General features: G+C 42.9%; 11 protein-coding genes. 9 read left to right on the top strand and 2 right to left on the bottom strand.

What is annotated here, in order from left to right; translation table 11 throughout:
• The first annotated feature begins 26 nt into the window (after window positions 1-26).
• Window positions 27-287, top strand: coding sequence for a (2Fe-2S) ferredoxin domain-containing protein (locus AC1DYB_RS16165; protein WP_295714049.1), 261 nt, complete (start codon window positions 27-29; stop codon window positions 285-287).
• Window positions 288-950: 663 nt separating this feature from the next.
• Here the strand turns inward: AC1DYB_RS16165 and AC1DYB_RS16160 are convergent.
• Window positions 951-1481, bottom strand: a complete 531-nt coding sequence (locus AC1DYB_RS16160) for a ferritin (protein ID WP_295714047.1) — start codon at window positions 1479-1481, stop codon at window positions 951-953.
• A gap of 109 nt (window positions 1482-1590) precedes the next feature.
• Window positions 1591-1953, bottom strand: coding sequence for a hypothetical protein (locus tag AC1DYB_RS16155; RefSeq protein ID WP_477396667.1), 363 nt, complete (start codon window positions 1951-1953; stop codon window positions 1591-1593).
• Window positions 1954-2142: 189 nt separating this feature from the next.
• Between AC1DYB_RS16155 and AC1DYB_RS16150 the strand changes: the two genes are divergently transcribed.
• The 8 genes from AC1DYB_RS16150 to AC1DYB_RS16115 all read left to right on the top strand — a co-directional run bounded on the left by AC1DYB_RS16150 (window position 2143) and on the right by AC1DYB_RS16115 (window position 15827).
• Entirely contained in the window at window positions 2143-4005 is a 1863-nt protein-coding gene (locus AC1DYB_RS16150; RefSeq protein WP_477436423.1) for a glycoside hydrolase family 13 protein, read from the top strand.
• Window positions 4006-4050: 45 nt separating this feature from the next.
• Window positions 4051-4698: a beta-phosphoglucomutase gene (gene pgmB / locus AC1DYB_RS16145; RefSeq protein ID WP_295714039.1), complete on the top strand. Its 648-nt coding sequence runs from the start codon at window positions 4051-4053 to the stop codon at window positions 4696-4698.
• A gap of 135 nt (window positions 4699-4833) precedes the next feature.
• Entirely contained in the window at window positions 4834-7143 is a 2310-nt protein-coding gene (locus AC1DYB_RS16140) for a glycoside hydrolase family 65 protein (RefSeq protein WP_477436420.1), read from the top strand.
• 101 nt (window positions 7144-7244) lie between these two features.
• Window positions 7245-8966, top strand: coding sequence for an alpha-amylase family glycosyl hydrolase (locus AC1DYB_RS16135; protein ID WP_477436418.1), 1722 nt, complete (start codon window positions 7245-7247; stop codon window positions 8964-8966).
• A 150-nt stretch (window positions 8967-9116) separates the two neighbouring features.
• Window positions 9117-10547, top strand: a complete 1431-nt coding sequence (locus AC1DYB_RS16130) for an MFS transporter (RefSeq protein ID WP_477436630.1) — start codon at window positions 9117-9119, stop codon at window positions 10545-10547.
• Window positions 10548-10661: 114 nt separating this feature from the next.
• The gene (locus tag AC1DYB_RS16125) at window positions 10662-13136 is read left to right on the top strand and encodes a glycoside hydrolase family 31 protein (protein ID WP_295714031.1); all 2475 of its coding nucleotides are present in this window, start codon (window positions 10662-10664) and stop codon (window positions 13134-13136) included.
• Window positions 13137-13325: 189 nt separating this feature from the next.
• On the top strand, window positions 13326-15545 hold the full coding sequence (glgB, locus tag AC1DYB_RS16120) for a 1,4-alpha-glucan branching protein GlgB (protein WP_477436416.1): 2220 nt from the start codon (window positions 13326-13328) through the stop codon (window positions 15543-15545).
• A 90-nt stretch (window positions 15546-15635) separates the two neighbouring features.
• Window positions 15636-15827, top strand: a complete 192-nt coding sequence (locus AC1DYB_RS16115; protein ID WP_295714026.1) for a hypothetical protein — start codon at window positions 15636-15638, stop codon at window positions 15825-15827.
• Window positions 15828-15846 lie beyond the last annotated feature (19 nt).

The raw sequence follows: 15846 nt of genomic DNA, 5'->3' as shown, positions 1-15846 counted from the left end.
CTTAACATTGTAATAACATACCTCATATGAGTAAGTTCACAATACCCGATAAGGTACTGTATGTATGCACCGGGAGTAAATGCGGCAAAAGAGGCGGTAAGGAAATGTATAAACTTGCCAAATCATACATTAAACATCACCACGGAAAAGAAGAAATTGAAGTAATAGAAACGGAGTGTACGGATAGATGCAAATTTGCCCCCGTTTGCAGTATCCAACCCGGCAATACCTGGTTGAGTGAATACAGGGCCAAAGATGTGCTGAAGCTGATGGATTTAATAGAGTAGAGACTCGGCCCCCTCTAAATCTCCCCCGGTAGGGGAGACTTTTGAATAAAGAGTCCTGACAAAAAAGTCCTTCTGCAATCAGCAAAAGGACCTTTTTTTGTTTCGTCCCCTCGGGGTCTCTCCAAAGGAGGACCCTGAGGCACCATGCAGGTCAAATATACATGGTATATACCTTAGCAAGCGGCCTCAGGGTCCCTTTTCAAGGAGACCCTGAGGGAACAGAAAAGTCCCTCTGCAATCAGCGAAAGGACTTTTTTTTGTTTCGTCCTCTCAGGGTCTCTCCAAAGGAGGACCCTGAGGAACCACGCAAGTCAAATACGCATGGTATATACTTATCAAGCGGTTTCAGGGTCTCTTTTCAAAGAGACCCTGAGGGAACAGGAAGCGGCGAAAGACTTACGAAGTTTTTAAAACTTCGTAAGTCTGGGGTTCAACAACTTGTCATTCTGGCACGTAGTGAAGCATCTATTCTACGCCATGCCTCTTCGCCCTGTATAGTCTGTAAATAGATCCTTCGCTATCGCTCAGGATGACAGAAGTTTTTTTGCAACACATCATAGCTCCCAATAGGACGACAAATGAGATAATAAAAAAAGTCCTTCTGCAATTAGCAAAAGGACTTTTTCTTTTCAAATCTTTCCCTTAGGGGAGATTTATAGGGCGTTACGCCCCTGCGTTATATTTTATTTCGCCAACATGTTTATCAATCTGCCAGCGGCCGGTTCCTTCTTCACCTATCACTTCAAATAATTCCAGCGCACGGCGTGCTTTATATTCTTCTTCGCGTTGTTCTTTCAGGAACCAGTTTAAAAATTCCATGGTTATAAAATCCTGCTCTTTCATGCAGCGGGCATATATGTTTTTGATGGCGTTGGTAACGCTGATCTCCTGGTCTAAAGCTTCCTCAAAAACTTCACGAAACGAGTTATATTCCTGTTTGATGCCGGTGATTTCCGGGGAGATGGAATTGCCACCCATATCAAGAATGTATTTATAAAATTTTAACTGGTGTAGTCTTTCCTCTTCTGCTTGCTTAAAAAAGTAGTCGGATGAGAAATCATAACCATTACGGTTACACCATGATGCCATTGAAAGGTATACCGATGAAGAGTAGGCTTCTTTTTTTACCTGTTGATTTAAAAGCGTTTCTATCTCGGTAGAAATTAGGCTTTTTATGCGGAGTAAATCTTTCATGATTGGGTTAAATTGAGTTTTTCGAACCTACAGCAGAATTATATACAATAATAATGCTATAAATTCAAATTAGATCAATATTAAAACAATATGAATTTAATCTAAATAACTATACGGAAACAGTAAAAAGCCGCTCATGGAGGATGCGGTTCAATTCCAGCATTACAAAAGTGCCTTCTAAAATTTCTTTAAGGGCGATGATCTGTAAAAGGGACAAAACGTAGCAATGATCGCAGGCGCAGATGAAAATGATCTCCACATCAGGATCTTTGGTGGTGTTTAACAGGGCGTGTTCAATATCTATATGATAAACTGCTTTACGGAGTTTTAGCAAACAACGGTAATCAAATTTGGCAACCTTCCCGGCAAAATCAACATACCAGCAGCGCTCTTCATCGCATTGATAAACGGCTCCTTTTGCTGTTTTAAAAACATCGGTCCATTGGGTTGTTGGGCTAAGCGTTGCAATCATATAATAGTACAAATGTCGCTATTATTTATAATTAATCCAAATAAGATTAATTTTTTTTGACGGCTGATTTATCCCCCTTAATAATATTTAACTTTTTCATACAACAAATCATTTTTATTATAAATTTGAAACGCGGATACTGGTCACAAACCCGTTACGCAACCAATTATTTTTTTTGACCTGTTAAATATGAAAAAAACTTTACTATTTACCTTTTGCTGCTTAATGCTGGCATTGGGAACAATGGCTCAAATACCGGCCCTGGAGCGCGTAGAGCCCATGTTTTGGTGGGTGGGCATGAGCAACCCCAACCTGCAGTTAATTGTTCACGGCGATAATATTGCAGGCCGCAATGTGGTATTAAATTACCCTGGTGTGAAGCTTAAAGCAGTGCACAAAGTTGAAAATTCAAATTATTTATTCCTCGATCTGCAGATTTTTTCATCGGCACGTCCGGGAACGTTCCCGATAAAATTTACAAAGGCCGGTCAAAAGGACCTTGTTTACGAATATGCGCTCAAAAATCGCGATAGATCAGCAGGCCGGGCCCAGGGTGTAACCAGCAAGGATCTGATCTATTTGATCATGCCCGATCGTTTCTCCAATGGCGATGAAAGCAACGACTCATTTGATAATATGCGCGAAAAAGGTGTTCACCGCGATTCTATGTACAGCCGCCACGGTGGCGACCTGCAGGGTGTCATGAACCACCTGGATTATTTAAAAGGTTTGGGCGTTACCGCCATATGGTTAACCCCCGAAATTGAGAACGATGAGCCACATGCATCATACCATGGCTATGCTGTAACTGATTATTATAAAATAGACCCACGTTATGGCACCAATGACCTGTACAAAAAATTTGTAGAAAAATGCCATGCAATGGGATTGAAGGTTATCAAAGATCTTGTTCATAACCACGCCGGTACAGAAGGCTATACCATTATGGATATGCCGATGAAAAGCTGGGTACACCAATGGCCAAAGTATACCAAATCAAACTTCAGGGATGCCGCGGTGATGGATCCTCATGCTTCACCAATGGATCGCAAGCTGATGGCTGACGGCTGGTTTGACCACCGGATGGCCGATATGAACCAGAATAATACCTACGTGCAAAATTATTTAACCCAAAACCACATCTGGTGGGTAGAGTATTCGGGTTTAGATGGTTTCCGTTTGGATACCTACCCGTATAACGATCCCATTTATATGGCCAAGTGGGCGCAGGATGTTAAAACCGAGTTTCCTAAGCTTTCCATATTTGGCGAAACGCTGGTATGGTCGGCAGCTAACCAGGCATTTTTTACGCAGGGAAATACCGTTAACCGCGGTATGGACACGCACTTGCCGGGCGTAACCGATGGCGTATTGAAAGATGCCATTTACGAAGCTTTGAACGGCAATGATGGCTGGACGGATGGTGTTGGTCGCCTTTACTCAGTGATAGCACAGGATTTTTTATACCAGGATGCTACCCGCAACACCATATTTATGGATAACCATGATATGAGCCGCCTGTTATCCATGGTGAAAGAAGATTTTACCAAGTATAAATCTGCCGTGGCTATGTTGCTTACCATGCGCGGTGTACCACAATTATATTATGGCGATGAGATCCTGATGAAAAACTATTCAGATCCGGATGGTTTGGTGCGTGAAGATTTTGCCGGCGGATGGAAGGGCGATAAGGACAATAAGTTTACAGCTAACGGTCGCAGTAAAAAAGAAAATGAAGCTTATGATTATGTAAGCAAGCTGGCTAATTACCGTAAAAGTACAACCGCTTTGCAAACCGGCAAAATGATGCAGTTTGTACCAGAGAAAGGCATTTATGTATATTTTAGGTATGATGCGCAAAAAACGGTGATGATTATATTCAACAGCAGCGATAAAGAACAAACTACCACTACCGAAAGATACTTTGAACGGATAGGTGATGCTAAAAAAGCCCGTAATGTGATTACAGACGAACCGGTTGATTTGGCGCAACTTACTATACCAGGAAAAGCCACATTAGTGCTTGAAATTTTACCGGGCGTTACTCATTAAAAATTATATCTTAGTGGCTTTGAGCCATGTATCTAAAAAGTTACAATGAACAATATTAAAGCTTGCATTTTTGATCTGGATGGTGTAATTGTAGATACAGCCATTTATCACTATAAAGCCTGGAAAAGGCTGGCCAACTCATTAGGTTTCGATTTTACCGAGCATCAGAACGAACAGCTGAAAGGCGTGAGCCGTGTGCGCTCGCTTGAACTTATTTTGGGCTGGGGAGGCGTAACTAAAACCGCCGCAGAGCAGGAAGTATTGGCCACCCAAAAAAATACCTGGTATATGGAGATGGTAAACCAGATGAAACCCGATGAGATACTGCCCGGGGCTAGGGAGTTTGTAGAGATCTGCCGCAAAGCCGGTATTAAAATAGCATTAGGATCGGCCAGTAAAAACTCCATGACCATACTTAACAAGATTGGGATTACCAACCTGTTTGATGCTGTTATTGATGGCAACAAAGTAAGCAAGGCCAAACCAGATCCTGAAGTGTTTTTGCAGGGCGCAAAGGAGCTGAGCGTTGAACCCGAAGAATGTGTGGTATTTGAGGATGCCATTGCAGGTGTTGAGGCAGCCAAAGCCGGCGGTATGAAGGTAGTTGGCATAGGCCAGCCCGGCGTACTGGATGCTGACCTGGTAATCAGCGGGCTGGATAAAATGACGTTAGATAAGTTATTTAAATTATAGAGCCTCGATATGTCATTGCGAGGAGGAACGACGAAGCAACCGCGAACCATGCAGGCCCGCTCTGTAAGTTCGCGATTGCCACGCTGCGCTCGCAATGACATGTAAAGGCTTAAACATTATTACAATTGGAATTAAATGAAGGACTATATTAAAGTTGATGAATGGAAGATATTTGAAGAGAGCTTTGATCCGCATCATCATCAAATATCTGAGAGCATATTTAGTTTAGGAAATGGCCGCATGGGTCAGCGTGCAAACTTTGAGGAAGCTTACAGCGGCGAAACCCTGTTGGGTAACTATGTTGCGGGAGTTTATTATCCCGATAAAACCCGCGTTGGCTGGTGGAAGAACGGATATCCCGAATATTTTGCCAAAGTGCTTAACGCCGCCAACTGGACGATCATTGATATTGTGCTTGATGGCGAGCAGCTTGACCTGGCCAAATGCGTGGTAAGCAATTTTCGCAAGGAACTCAACATGAAAGAAGGTTACCTGAAACGTAGTTTTACAGCCAAAACTGCATCAGGTAAGCAGGTTGAGGTTGAGGCATGTCGCTTTTGCAGCATGGTTGATGATGAAACCGCTGCTATAAACTATACCATCACCCCGATAAATTTTAGCGGTACTATTACCATTACCCCGGCTATTGACGGTGATGTGATGAACAAGGACTCCAACTACGATGAAAAATTTTGGGACGAGATAAGTAAAGAAAACCAGCCCGATGGCGGTTACATTGTAATGCGCACCAAAAAAACAGGTTTCGAGGTGGCAACCGGCATGAAGTTCAGTGTAGTGCAAAATGGGGAGGCTATCCAACCCAAAACTGAATCTATCCAAAAAGAAAAATACGTTGCCTCAAAAATTGAATTGCAGGCACAGCAGGGGCAAGGCATCAGCATTATAAAATATGTGGCTAACCTGTCCTCACAAAATTACAAGCCCGAAGAGTTGGTTGAACAATTAGCTTCAACATTAAAACGCATCACTGCCAAAGGTTTTGATACCATGCTGGCCGAACAAGCAGCTGCCTGGGCCGAAAAATGGAAGCATAACGATATCATCATCGAAGGAGATGTATCTGCACAGCAGGCTATCCGTTTTAATATTTTCCAGTTAAACCAAACTTATACCGGCGAAGATGATCGTTTAAATATTGGTCCTAAAGGCTTTACCGGCGAAAAATACGGAGGCTCAACTTATTGGGATACCGAGGCTTACTGTGTGCCTTTTTATTTGTCAACTGCACCGCAAAAGGTTACCCGTAACCTTCTTTTATACCGCTATAAGCAATTGGGTAAGGCTATTGAAAACGCGGCCCTGTTGGGCTTTAAAAACGGTGCAGCTCTGTACCCAATGGTTACTATGGATGGCACCGAATGCCATAACGAATGGGAGATCACTTTTGAGGAGATTCACCGTAATGGTGCTATAGCGTATGCCATTTTCAACTATGTGCGCTATACTGCCGATGAAGCTTACCTGGCCGATTATGGTTTGGAGGTTTTGATCGCGATAGCCAGGTTCTGGTCGCAAAGGGTTAGCTGGTCGCAGGATAAGGGGCAATACGTGATGCTGGGCGTAACCGGGCCTAATGAGTATGAAAACAACGTTAACAACAACTGGTATACCAGCAAACTAGCCACCTGGTGTATGCAATATACCATGGAGGTTATTGATAAGGTGAAAGCTGCAGATAATGCCAAATACAATGCGCTGGTAAGCAAGATCAGTTTTGATGAGGCTACCGAAACATCGAGGTTTGCCCATATTATTGATAAAATGTACTATGGCTACGATGCAAAGCAACAGGTATTTTTACAGCAGGATGGCTATCTTGATAAAGAGCAGATACTTGTTAAGGACCTGCCCGCTACAGATCGCCCGTTGAACCAAAAATGGAGCTGGGACAGGATTTTGCGTTCATGCTATATTAAGCAGGCCGACGTTTTACAGGGGATCTACTTTTTTGAAGACCAATATGATATAGAAACCATCCGCAGAAACTTTGATTATTATGAGCCCCGTACGGTGCATGAGTCATCACTATCGCCATGTGTGCATGCTATATTGGCTGCCAAACTGGGCGATGAGGCGCGTGCCTATGAGTTTTACCTGCGTACCGCCCGTTTAGATCTGGATGATTATAACAACGATACAGAAGATGGCTGCCACATTACATCAATGGCCGGCACCTGGATGGCTGTTGTTGAAGGTTTTGGGGGGATGCGTGTACGGGATGGGAAATTGCTTTTCCAGCCGTTTATACCAGAGAAGTGGGCATCATTCTCGTTCCATATCGGTTTCCGCGGTGCATTGCTGAATATCAAGGTAAGCAAGGAGGGTGTAATGATCAAAAATCTTGCACCTGTTGAAATCACGGTATCGGTTTACGGCAAGGACCAGTTGGTAAAAGCCAATAGCGAATTATTGGTTGAGGCATAATGAAAAAAAATAAAATTATTGTCTGTTTTATAGCGGTATTTATAATCATGATACCGCTAATTTCGTTTGCACAGATAAAACATCACCGGAGATTAAAAAAAATGGAAGAATCTAAAGCAGATCATAAACTTATTATATACCAGTTACTGCCACGTCTTTTTGGCAACACTAAAACCCTCAACAAAACCAATGGCTCCATTGAAGAGAACGGCGTTGGTAAACTGAACGATATCAACGATAAGGCCCTGCAGGAAATCAAAAAAATGGGATTTACATACGTTTGGTATACCGGCGTTATTGAGCATGCAACCATGACAGATTATTCGGCCTTTGGAATCAAAGCAGATGACCCGGATATTGTAAAAGGACGCGCGGGTTCGCCTTATGCTATTAAGGATTATTATGATATTGATCCCGACCTGGCTGTTGATGTTAAAAACCGCATAGGTGAGTACGAAGCACTGATTAAACGAACCCACAGCAATGGCTTAAAAGTACTGATGGACCTGGTGCCAAACCATGTTGCCCGTACCTATGCATCTGATGTAAAGCCGGCCGGTGTTCGTGATTTTGGGCAGGATGATGATAATACGCAGGCTTTTAGTGCCAAAAACGATTTCTACTATATGCCGGGGCAGCCATTTGTTGTTCCTTCGGGATACAATCCCGGTGGTGATGAATTTAAAAGCCCCCTAAAAGACGGCAAATTTGATGAGAATCCAGCCAGGGCGACAGGTAACGACGTGTTCAGCGCATCGCCATCCATCAACGATTGGTTCGAGACCATGAAGTTGAATTATGGGGTCGACTACATCGATCACCGCCACGGGCATTTTGATCCGGTGCCTCCGCTTTGGAATAAGGTTTATGATATTTTGCACTATTGGAGCCAAAAAGGTGTGGATGGCTTTCGCTGTGATATGGTGGAGATGGTACCTCTCGAGTTTTGGGCGTGGGTGATCCCTAAAATGAAAGCAGAGCATCCGGGCATTGTTTTCATCGGCGAAGCTTATGATAAGGGAAAATACAGCGATTATATTTTTAAAGGGCATTTTGATTACCTGTACGATAAAGTTGGTTTGTATGATACCATCCGCAACCTTACCCGCAACGAGCATAACACCACCACCTGGGGTATAAACAGTGTTTGGAATCATGATAGTAAGGGTATTGATGAGCACATGCTTCGCTTTATGGAAAATCATGACGAGCAGCGCATTGCCTCGCCCGATTTTGCAGGTAACCCATGGCTGGCCGTACCGGGCATGATTGTAACTGCTACGCTGAACACCGGGCCGGTGATGATTTATTTTGGCCAGGAAGTGGGCGAACCGGGCGCAGGTAACGAAGGCTTTAGCGGTAATGATGGCCGCTCATCTATTTTTGATTACTGGGGAGTACCCGAGCATCAGAAATGGATCAACAACGGCGCTTATGATGGCGGCAAACTATCAACCGCCCAAAAGAACCTTCGGGGTTTTTACCAAATCCTGTTAAACGCTGTACACAACAATGAAGCCCTTAAAAACGGCGAATTTTATGAGTTGATGATGGCTAATGAGCATCAACCGGGTTTTGATACCAGGATGTACATTTATCTTCGGTATACCAATAATCAGCGTATATTAGTGATAACCAATTTTAACCGGGAAGCGCGCAAAATCAATGTAAAACTCCCGGATGACCTGTTATATAAATTAAACATAAACGGCAAAAAGCAATTTACCGATCTGCTGAGCGGCGGCAAATTCAGCACCGGTGATATTAAAAACGGCGTTGAGGTAACCGTAAGTGCAAGCAGCGGCTTGATGCTGGAGTTTTAATTGTCAGAATCAGAATTTACAGAATATTAGAATAGGGAGAATTTTGAATAGACCGGCTTTAGAAATTAATGAAAATATTAAACTAATTATTGTTATTGCTTAGTCGTATGCGCCCAAATAAGGGTATATGACAAGTAATGAACACGAAAAATAATTCTGAAATTCTTTAATTCTGAAAATTCTGATTCGGACCGAAGAACCAATAAACCAATTGAACCAATGAATAAAATATTACAAAAGCCAAGATTAAGTTTCTGGCAAATCTGGAACATGAGTTTTGGCTTTTTAGGCATCCAGTTTGGCTTTGCTTTGCAAACCGGTTATGCAAGCCGTATACTGCAAACCTTTGGTGCCGATGTGGGTAATTTATCCTTGTTTTGGCTGGCAGCTCCGTTAACAGGGATGATCATCCAGCCTATAATTGGTCATTACAGTGACAGGACCTGGAACCGACTGGGCAGGCGCAGACCTTATTTTTTAACCGGCGCGCTGTTATCCGGCCTGGCTCTATGCTTTTTACCTAATTCATCCGGTTTGGCATTCCTGATACCGCCAATTATTGTTGGTGCGGGTATGCTTATGTTAATGGATGCATCATTTAATGTGGCTATGGAGCCCTTCAGAGCTTTGGTGGCCGATAATTTGCCTGATAGCCAACATACCGCAGGGTTTTCAATGCAAACTTGCCTCATAGGTGTGGGTGCCATTATGGGGTCGGTACTGCCATCTGTATTAACCAATTGGTTTCATGTAACATCTGTAGCGCCAAAAGGCATTGTTCCTAACAACTTATTATACTCCTTTTATGCAGGCGGTTTAATATTAATTGGCTGTATTGTATGGACGGTAGTAAAAACAAAGGAATACCCACCAGAGGAGTATGCCAAATTTCATGAACCCGATGTTGAAGTAGTTAAAAGAAGCGGTATCAGGGAGTTTTTGCACGATTTATGGAACATGCCTAAAACCATGAAGCAGTTGGGTTTAGTGCAATTTTTTTCCTGGTTTGCACTGTTTTCCATGTGGGTGTGGACAACCCCTGCCATTGCTACACATGTGTATCATTTACCATCCAATGATACTGCTTCAGTGGCATTTAATAAAGCCAGCAGTTGGGTAGGGATCATGTTTGGGGTATACAATGGAGTTTCGGCTCTTTATGCCCTGTCGTTGCCATGGATAGTTAAAAAACTCAACCGTAAAAAAACGCATGCTTTTTCATTAACCATGGGAGGCGTAGGTTTAATATCTGTGTTTTTTATCCAGGATCATTACCTGTTACTATTGCCAATGGTTGGCATAGGTTTGGCCTGGGGCAGTATTTTGGCAATGCCTTACGCTATATTATCCAGCTCGATACCACCAAAAAAGATCGGGGTTTATATGGGGTTATTTAATTTCTTTATAACCTTTCCGCAGATAGTGAGCAGTCTTACAAGTAGTTTGATTATCAAAAATCTGTTTAATAGCGAGGCAATTTACGGTTTGGTAATGGGCGGCGTATTTATGTTTATCGCAGCGATAATGGTGTTTTTTGTACAGGATGGTAAAAAAATTCAAATAATAGAGGCCACTAATTAAAAAAAACGTTACAAACTGGCACGGTTAATGATTTTTCCTCAAATCAAATGTTGTATATTGCGTAGTAAGTACACATTATACATATTTGCAGAAACCCCTTTTTTAATAATTTGAATGGAAAGTAATAAGCCGAATCCGGAGGAGATAACAAGTAAGATAGTTGAAGCTGAGAATTTATTGGAAGTGGAAGAGGAGTTTCACCACCTTAATAATCCTGCAGATGGCATAAAACCTATCATTAAGAAATACCTGGGTATACCCAACCATGCAGATCAAATAGGAAATAAATTTTTCTTTTCTGATGGTGATGCCAAGGTTGAAGTAGTTGTAGTGACCGATGAGATCATCCGGGTGAGGCTTGCCCCGCACAGTGTATTTTTGGAAGAATTTTCATACGCGGTTCCCAAACTGGAACATAAAGCGGCAGCATTTACCCTATATGAGGATGCCAGTGAATTTCGCGTTGCCACTAAATCGATAAACTGTCATATCCGCAAAAAAGATTTCTTTATCTCTTTTTCTGATTGCAATAACCACATTACCAGTGCAGATGCAGTGCCTATGCACTGGGAAGAGAATGTGCAATTTGGTGGTTACTACGTTTTTTGTACCAAAACCTGCGGGCCCGACGAAAGCTTTTTTGGCTTGGGCGATAAGCCAACCGAGCTTAACCTGCGCGGTAAAAGGCTAAAAAACTGGAATACTGATGCCTACTCTTTTGCCTGGAACCAGGATCCGCTGTACCGGAGCATTCCTTTTTACATCAGTGTAAATGAAGGCATAGCGCACGGGATATTTTTTGATAATACTTTTAAGGCGCAGTTTGATTTTGGTGCCGAGGATAAAACCAAAACCAGTTTTTGGGCCGATGGCGGCGAACTGCAATACTATTATATCCATGGTCCGCATATGATGGATGTGGTAAAAAGCTACCATATTTTAACAGGTACTCACCCAATGCCACCGCTTTGGGCGCTTGGCTATCACCAATGCCGCTGGAGCTATTATCCTGAGGCAAAGGTGAAGAAGATAACCAGGGGTTTCCGCGAAAATAAGATCCCCTGCGATGGTATCTACCTGGATATCGATTACATGGATGGCTACCGTTGCTTTACCTGGAACCGCAAATACTTCCCTGATCCAAAGAAGATGATCAGCGAATTGGCTGCTGATGGATTTAAAACCGTTGTAATTATTGACCCCGGTATTCGTGTGGATGATAATTACGAGGTATTTAAACAAGGAAAAGAGAATAGATATTTTTGCCGCCGCAGCGACGACTACTTTATGGAGGGCCACGTTTGGCCGGGCCGTTGCCAGTTTCCGGATTTTACCAACCCCGAAGTTCGTGAATGGTGGGGCGGTTTGTTTGATGAGCTGGTGCAAATGGGCGTGGCCGGTGTTTGGAACGATATGAACGAGCCAGCCGTTTTTGGAGCTGGAACCTTCCCCGATGATGTACGCCACCAATATGATGGGCATCGCGGATCGCACCGGAAGGCACACAATGTTTATGGTATGCAAATGGTACGCTCAACCTACGAAGGTTTGCGCAAGATCATGAAAAATAAACGCCCTTTTACCATTACAAGGGCAGGCTACTCTGGCGTACAGCGTTTTTCATCCGTTTGGACGGGTGATAACGTGGCCTCATGGGAGCATTTAAAATTAGGCAATATTCAGTGTCAGCGCTTATCAGTATCAGGTATCTCTTTTTGCGGTACCGATATAGGAGGTTTTAGCGGCGAGCCCGATGGTGAGCTGTTTACCCGCTGGATACAAATGGGAACTTTTTCGCCGTTCATGCGCGCGCACTCTGCCGGTGACACCAAAGAGCGTGAACCATGGAGCTTTGGCGAGCCTTTTACAGCCATCAACCGTAAATTTATTGAGCTGCGTTACCGCTTAATTCCTTATTTATACTCTACTTTTTGGGAGCACCACCGTTACGGTTTCCCTATTTTAAGACCGATTGTGATGCATGAGCAGGATTTGCTGTTGAATCATTTTCGCCAGGATGAATTTACTTATGGGGATAAAATACTGGTTTGCCCAGTGATGGAGCCAGGTCAGTTAAAACGGAACGTTTACCTGCCAAAAGGCAAATGGTTTAACTTTTGGACGTTTGAAGTACTGGATGGCGGTAAGGAAGTAACGGTTGATACCCCGTTGGAGACTATACCATTATTTGTTAAAGCCGGCTCGGTAATACCAGAATACCCGGTAATGCAATACATTGGCGAAAAGGAAATTGAAGAAGTAAAACTGAATATCTATTACACTGATTACGAAGTTAACTCCTTCCTGTTTGAAGATTACGGCGAAACTTTTGCCTACGAGCAGGATATTTACCTGGAGAAAAAATTTGTAGTAAATGGTGGCTCAAGAACACTTACTATTAGCCAAAGTATGGAGGGGTTATATACGCCACGATATGAAGGTTATCATCTTAACATCATCGGCTTGCCGTTTAAACCTGGCAGAATTGTAGCCGACGGTAAATTGGTAAAAGATTTTTATATCAACAGCGATGGAACGGTAGAGTTCAAGTTCAGTAAAAACTTTAAACACATAGAAATAATAAAATAATTTAAAGGCCTCAATAAAATGGGGCCTTTTTTATTGAGCTTAAAAGGAAAGTCGGGATTTTTAAATAAATTCTTAAATCTTGCATAATCCTTTAATCGTGTATAAATCCTGTTATATTTGATTACATAAACCAAAACTCAATCCTGTTATTTGGGTTATTCTTACAAGCCCCAACAGGTTATCTATATCATGGCCAAACAAACTAAGAAAACCGAAACCCCGTTACCGGAAGCAAAGCCAGTAAAAGAGAAGAAAACACCAAAGGCAAAAGCTACAGCAACACCTGTACCCGCGCCCGAAAAGGTTACAAAGGCAAAAGCCGTTAAGGTTGAGCCCGAAGCTTTGGCTGCTAAAGCCAAGAAAGCGGGTAAAGCGAAAGCTGCTCCTGCAGAAGAAGTTGTTGTGCCCAAACCCAAATCTGTAAAAGCAAAAGTTGCAGAAGCCGAACAGGCCGCTCCGCCTGTAATATTAAAGGCGGTGGAACCATATAGCAGGTTTACCGATTTTGATATTGGTTTATTTAAATCGGGTAAGCATTTTAAACTGTACGAGAAGCTTGGTTCGCACGTGGTGGAGTTTAATGGGGTTGTAGGAACCTATTTTGCAGTTTGGGCGCCAAATGCGCAGTATGTGGCGGTTATAGCTAATTTTAATGGCTGGAACAGGGGTTCGCATAGTTTAAATGCCCGTTGGGATGCATCGGGTATATGGGAAGGTTTTATCCCGAACATTGGCGTTGGCGAAACCTATAAATATTATATCAAATCATCAACAGGCGAAGACCTGGAAAAGGCCGATCCCTTTGCACTGCGCTGGGAAGTACCGCCAAGTACCGCATCTATAGTTGCCGATACTTTTTACGAATGGACAGACAGCGACTGGATGACCAATCGCCATCAACATAACGCAATAGATAAACCATATAGCGTTTACGAGGTGCATTTAGGCTCATGGGCCCGTAATATCGAAAGTCCGGATGAGTTTTTAACTTACACACAGCTTGCACATAAACTGGTGCCTTACGTTAAGGAAATGGGCTTTACGCATGTAGAGTTTATGCCGATTATGGAGCACCCGTACTATCCAAGCTGGGGATACCAGATCTCGGGCTATTTTGCAGCAGCTTCGCGCTACGGCTCGCCGCAGGAACTCATGTACCTGATTGAAGAATTTCATAAGGCGGAAATTGGTGTGATACTGGATTGGGTGCCTTCGCACTTCCCCGGTGATATTCATGCGCTTTATAAATTTGATGGTACACACCTGTATGAGCATGCTGATGCCCGTAAAGGCTTTCACCCCGATTGGAAATCATACATATTTAACTACGGGCGTAACGAGGTTAGGGCATTCCTGATCAGTAATGCGCTGTTTTGGCTGGATAGATACCATGCCGATGGTTTACGTGTAGACGCGGTTGCATCTATGCTTTATCTGGATTACTCACGTAAACACGGCGAATGGGAAGCCAATATTTATGGCGGCAATGAAAACCTGGAAGCCATATCATTCCTAAAAGAATTTAATGAAGCTGTTTACAGTCATTTCCCATCAACCCAAACCATTGCCGAAGAATCTACATCGTTCACAGGCGTTAGTCGCCCGGTTTATTTGGGCGGTTTGGGCTTTGGAATGAAATGGATGATGGGCTGGATGCACGATACCATTGATTATTTTGCACAGGATCCAATCCATCGTAAATATCACCATAACGAGATCACGTTTAGTACCATATACGCCTTTACAGAAAACTTTATGCTGCCTTTCTCTCATGATGAGGTGGTATATGGCAAGGGGAGCATGCTACGTAAAATGCCGGGCGATGAGTGGCAGCAGTTTGCCAACCTGCGGTTGATGTATAGTTATATGTTTACCCATCCCGGTACAAAACTATTGTTTATGGGGGCCGAGTTTGGCCAGGGCGATGAGTGGAACTACAGCCAGTCGTTACAATGGCATGTGCTGCAGTATGCCAATCACCAGGGCATGTCAGAAACGGTAAAAACGCTTAACCACTTATACCGCGATGAGCCTGCGCTTCATGAAAAGAGCTTTGATTTTACAGGTTTTGAATGGATAGATGGCGGCAATGCCAATGATTCCATACTTGTTTACGGTCGTATGGGTCACAACAGCAAGGATGACCTGGTTATCATCCTGAACATGACACCTGTACCGCGTTACAATTATCGCATAGGTGTGCCCGGCGGTGGTAACTGGAAAGAGATCTTTAACTCTGATGCTCAAAATCTTTGGGGCAGCGGTCTTATTAATTACGATCCTGTAAAAGCTGATCCCGAAAAATGGCATGGCAAAGAGAATTCTATCCGTATTACTATACCTCCATTGGGTGCTACCATATTTAAAAGAGCGCCGGAAGCGCCTGCTAAATATGAATTGAAGCGGTAATACTTAAAACATAAATAAAACTATTTAACCATTTCATAAACTTTTACGTTTAAGGGATGGTTAAATAGTTAATTATAGATTTACCAGCCTATGAATCCCAAATTCCGCAACCTGTTTTTAATAGGTGGAACTATTGCTTTGCTGATACTTATTATACAGGTTATTATGACATACCCATATATGAGTGCCGAAGGAATATTGCTAAATGCTATACCTGCATTGTTGCTTTACTACCTGGCTTATAAAACCTACCATGAGCATAAGGATGGGGAGTTAATGTGATTTTTTGGATTTTGAATAA

This window comes from Mucilaginibacter sp. P2_A4, assembly GCF_056405015.1.
The sequence above is the reverse complement of the archived record's forward strand: the minus strand, read 5'-3'. Positions and strand labels throughout refer to the sequence as shown.

Bases quoted from the DNA above. Each gene is read 5' to 3' on its own strand.
- AC1DYB_RS16165 (WP_295714049.1), top strand. From the start codon at position 27: ATGAGTAAGTTCACAATACCCGATAAGGTACTGTATGTATGCACCGGG.
- AC1DYB_RS16160 (WP_295714047.1), bottom strand. From the start codon at position 1,481: ATGAAAGATTTACTCCGCATAAAAAGCCTAATTTCTACCGAGATAGAA.
- AC1DYB_RS16155 (WP_477396667.1), bottom strand. From the start codon at position 1,953: ATGATTGCAACGCTTAGCCCAACAACCCAATGGACCGATGTTTTTAAA.
- AC1DYB_RS16150 (WP_477436423.1), top strand. From the start codon at position 2,143: ATGAAAAAAACTTTACTATTTACCTTTTGCTGCTTAATGCTGGCATTG.
- pgmB (WP_295714039.1), top strand. From the start codon at position 4,051: ATGAACAATATTAAAGCTTGCATTTTTGATCTGGATGGTGTAATTGTA.
- AC1DYB_RS16140 (WP_477436420.1), top strand. From the start codon at position 4,834: ATGAAGGACTATATTAAAGTTGATGAATGGAAGATATTTGAAGAGAGC.
- AC1DYB_RS16135 (WP_477436418.1), top strand. From the start codon at position 7,245: ATGGAAGAATCTAAAGCAGATCATAAACTTATTATATACCAGTTACTG.
- AC1DYB_RS16125 (WP_295714031.1), top strand. From the start codon at position 10,662: ATGGAAAGTAATAAGCCGAATCCGGAGGAGATAACAAGTAAGATAGTT.
- glgB (WP_477436416.1), top strand. From the start codon at position 13,326: ATGGCCAAACAAACTAAGAAAACCGAAACCCCGTTACCGGAAGCAAAG.
- AC1DYB_RS16115 (WP_295714026.1), top strand. From the start codon at position 15,636: ATGAATCCCAAATTCCGCAACCTGTTTTTAATAGGTGGAACTATTGCT.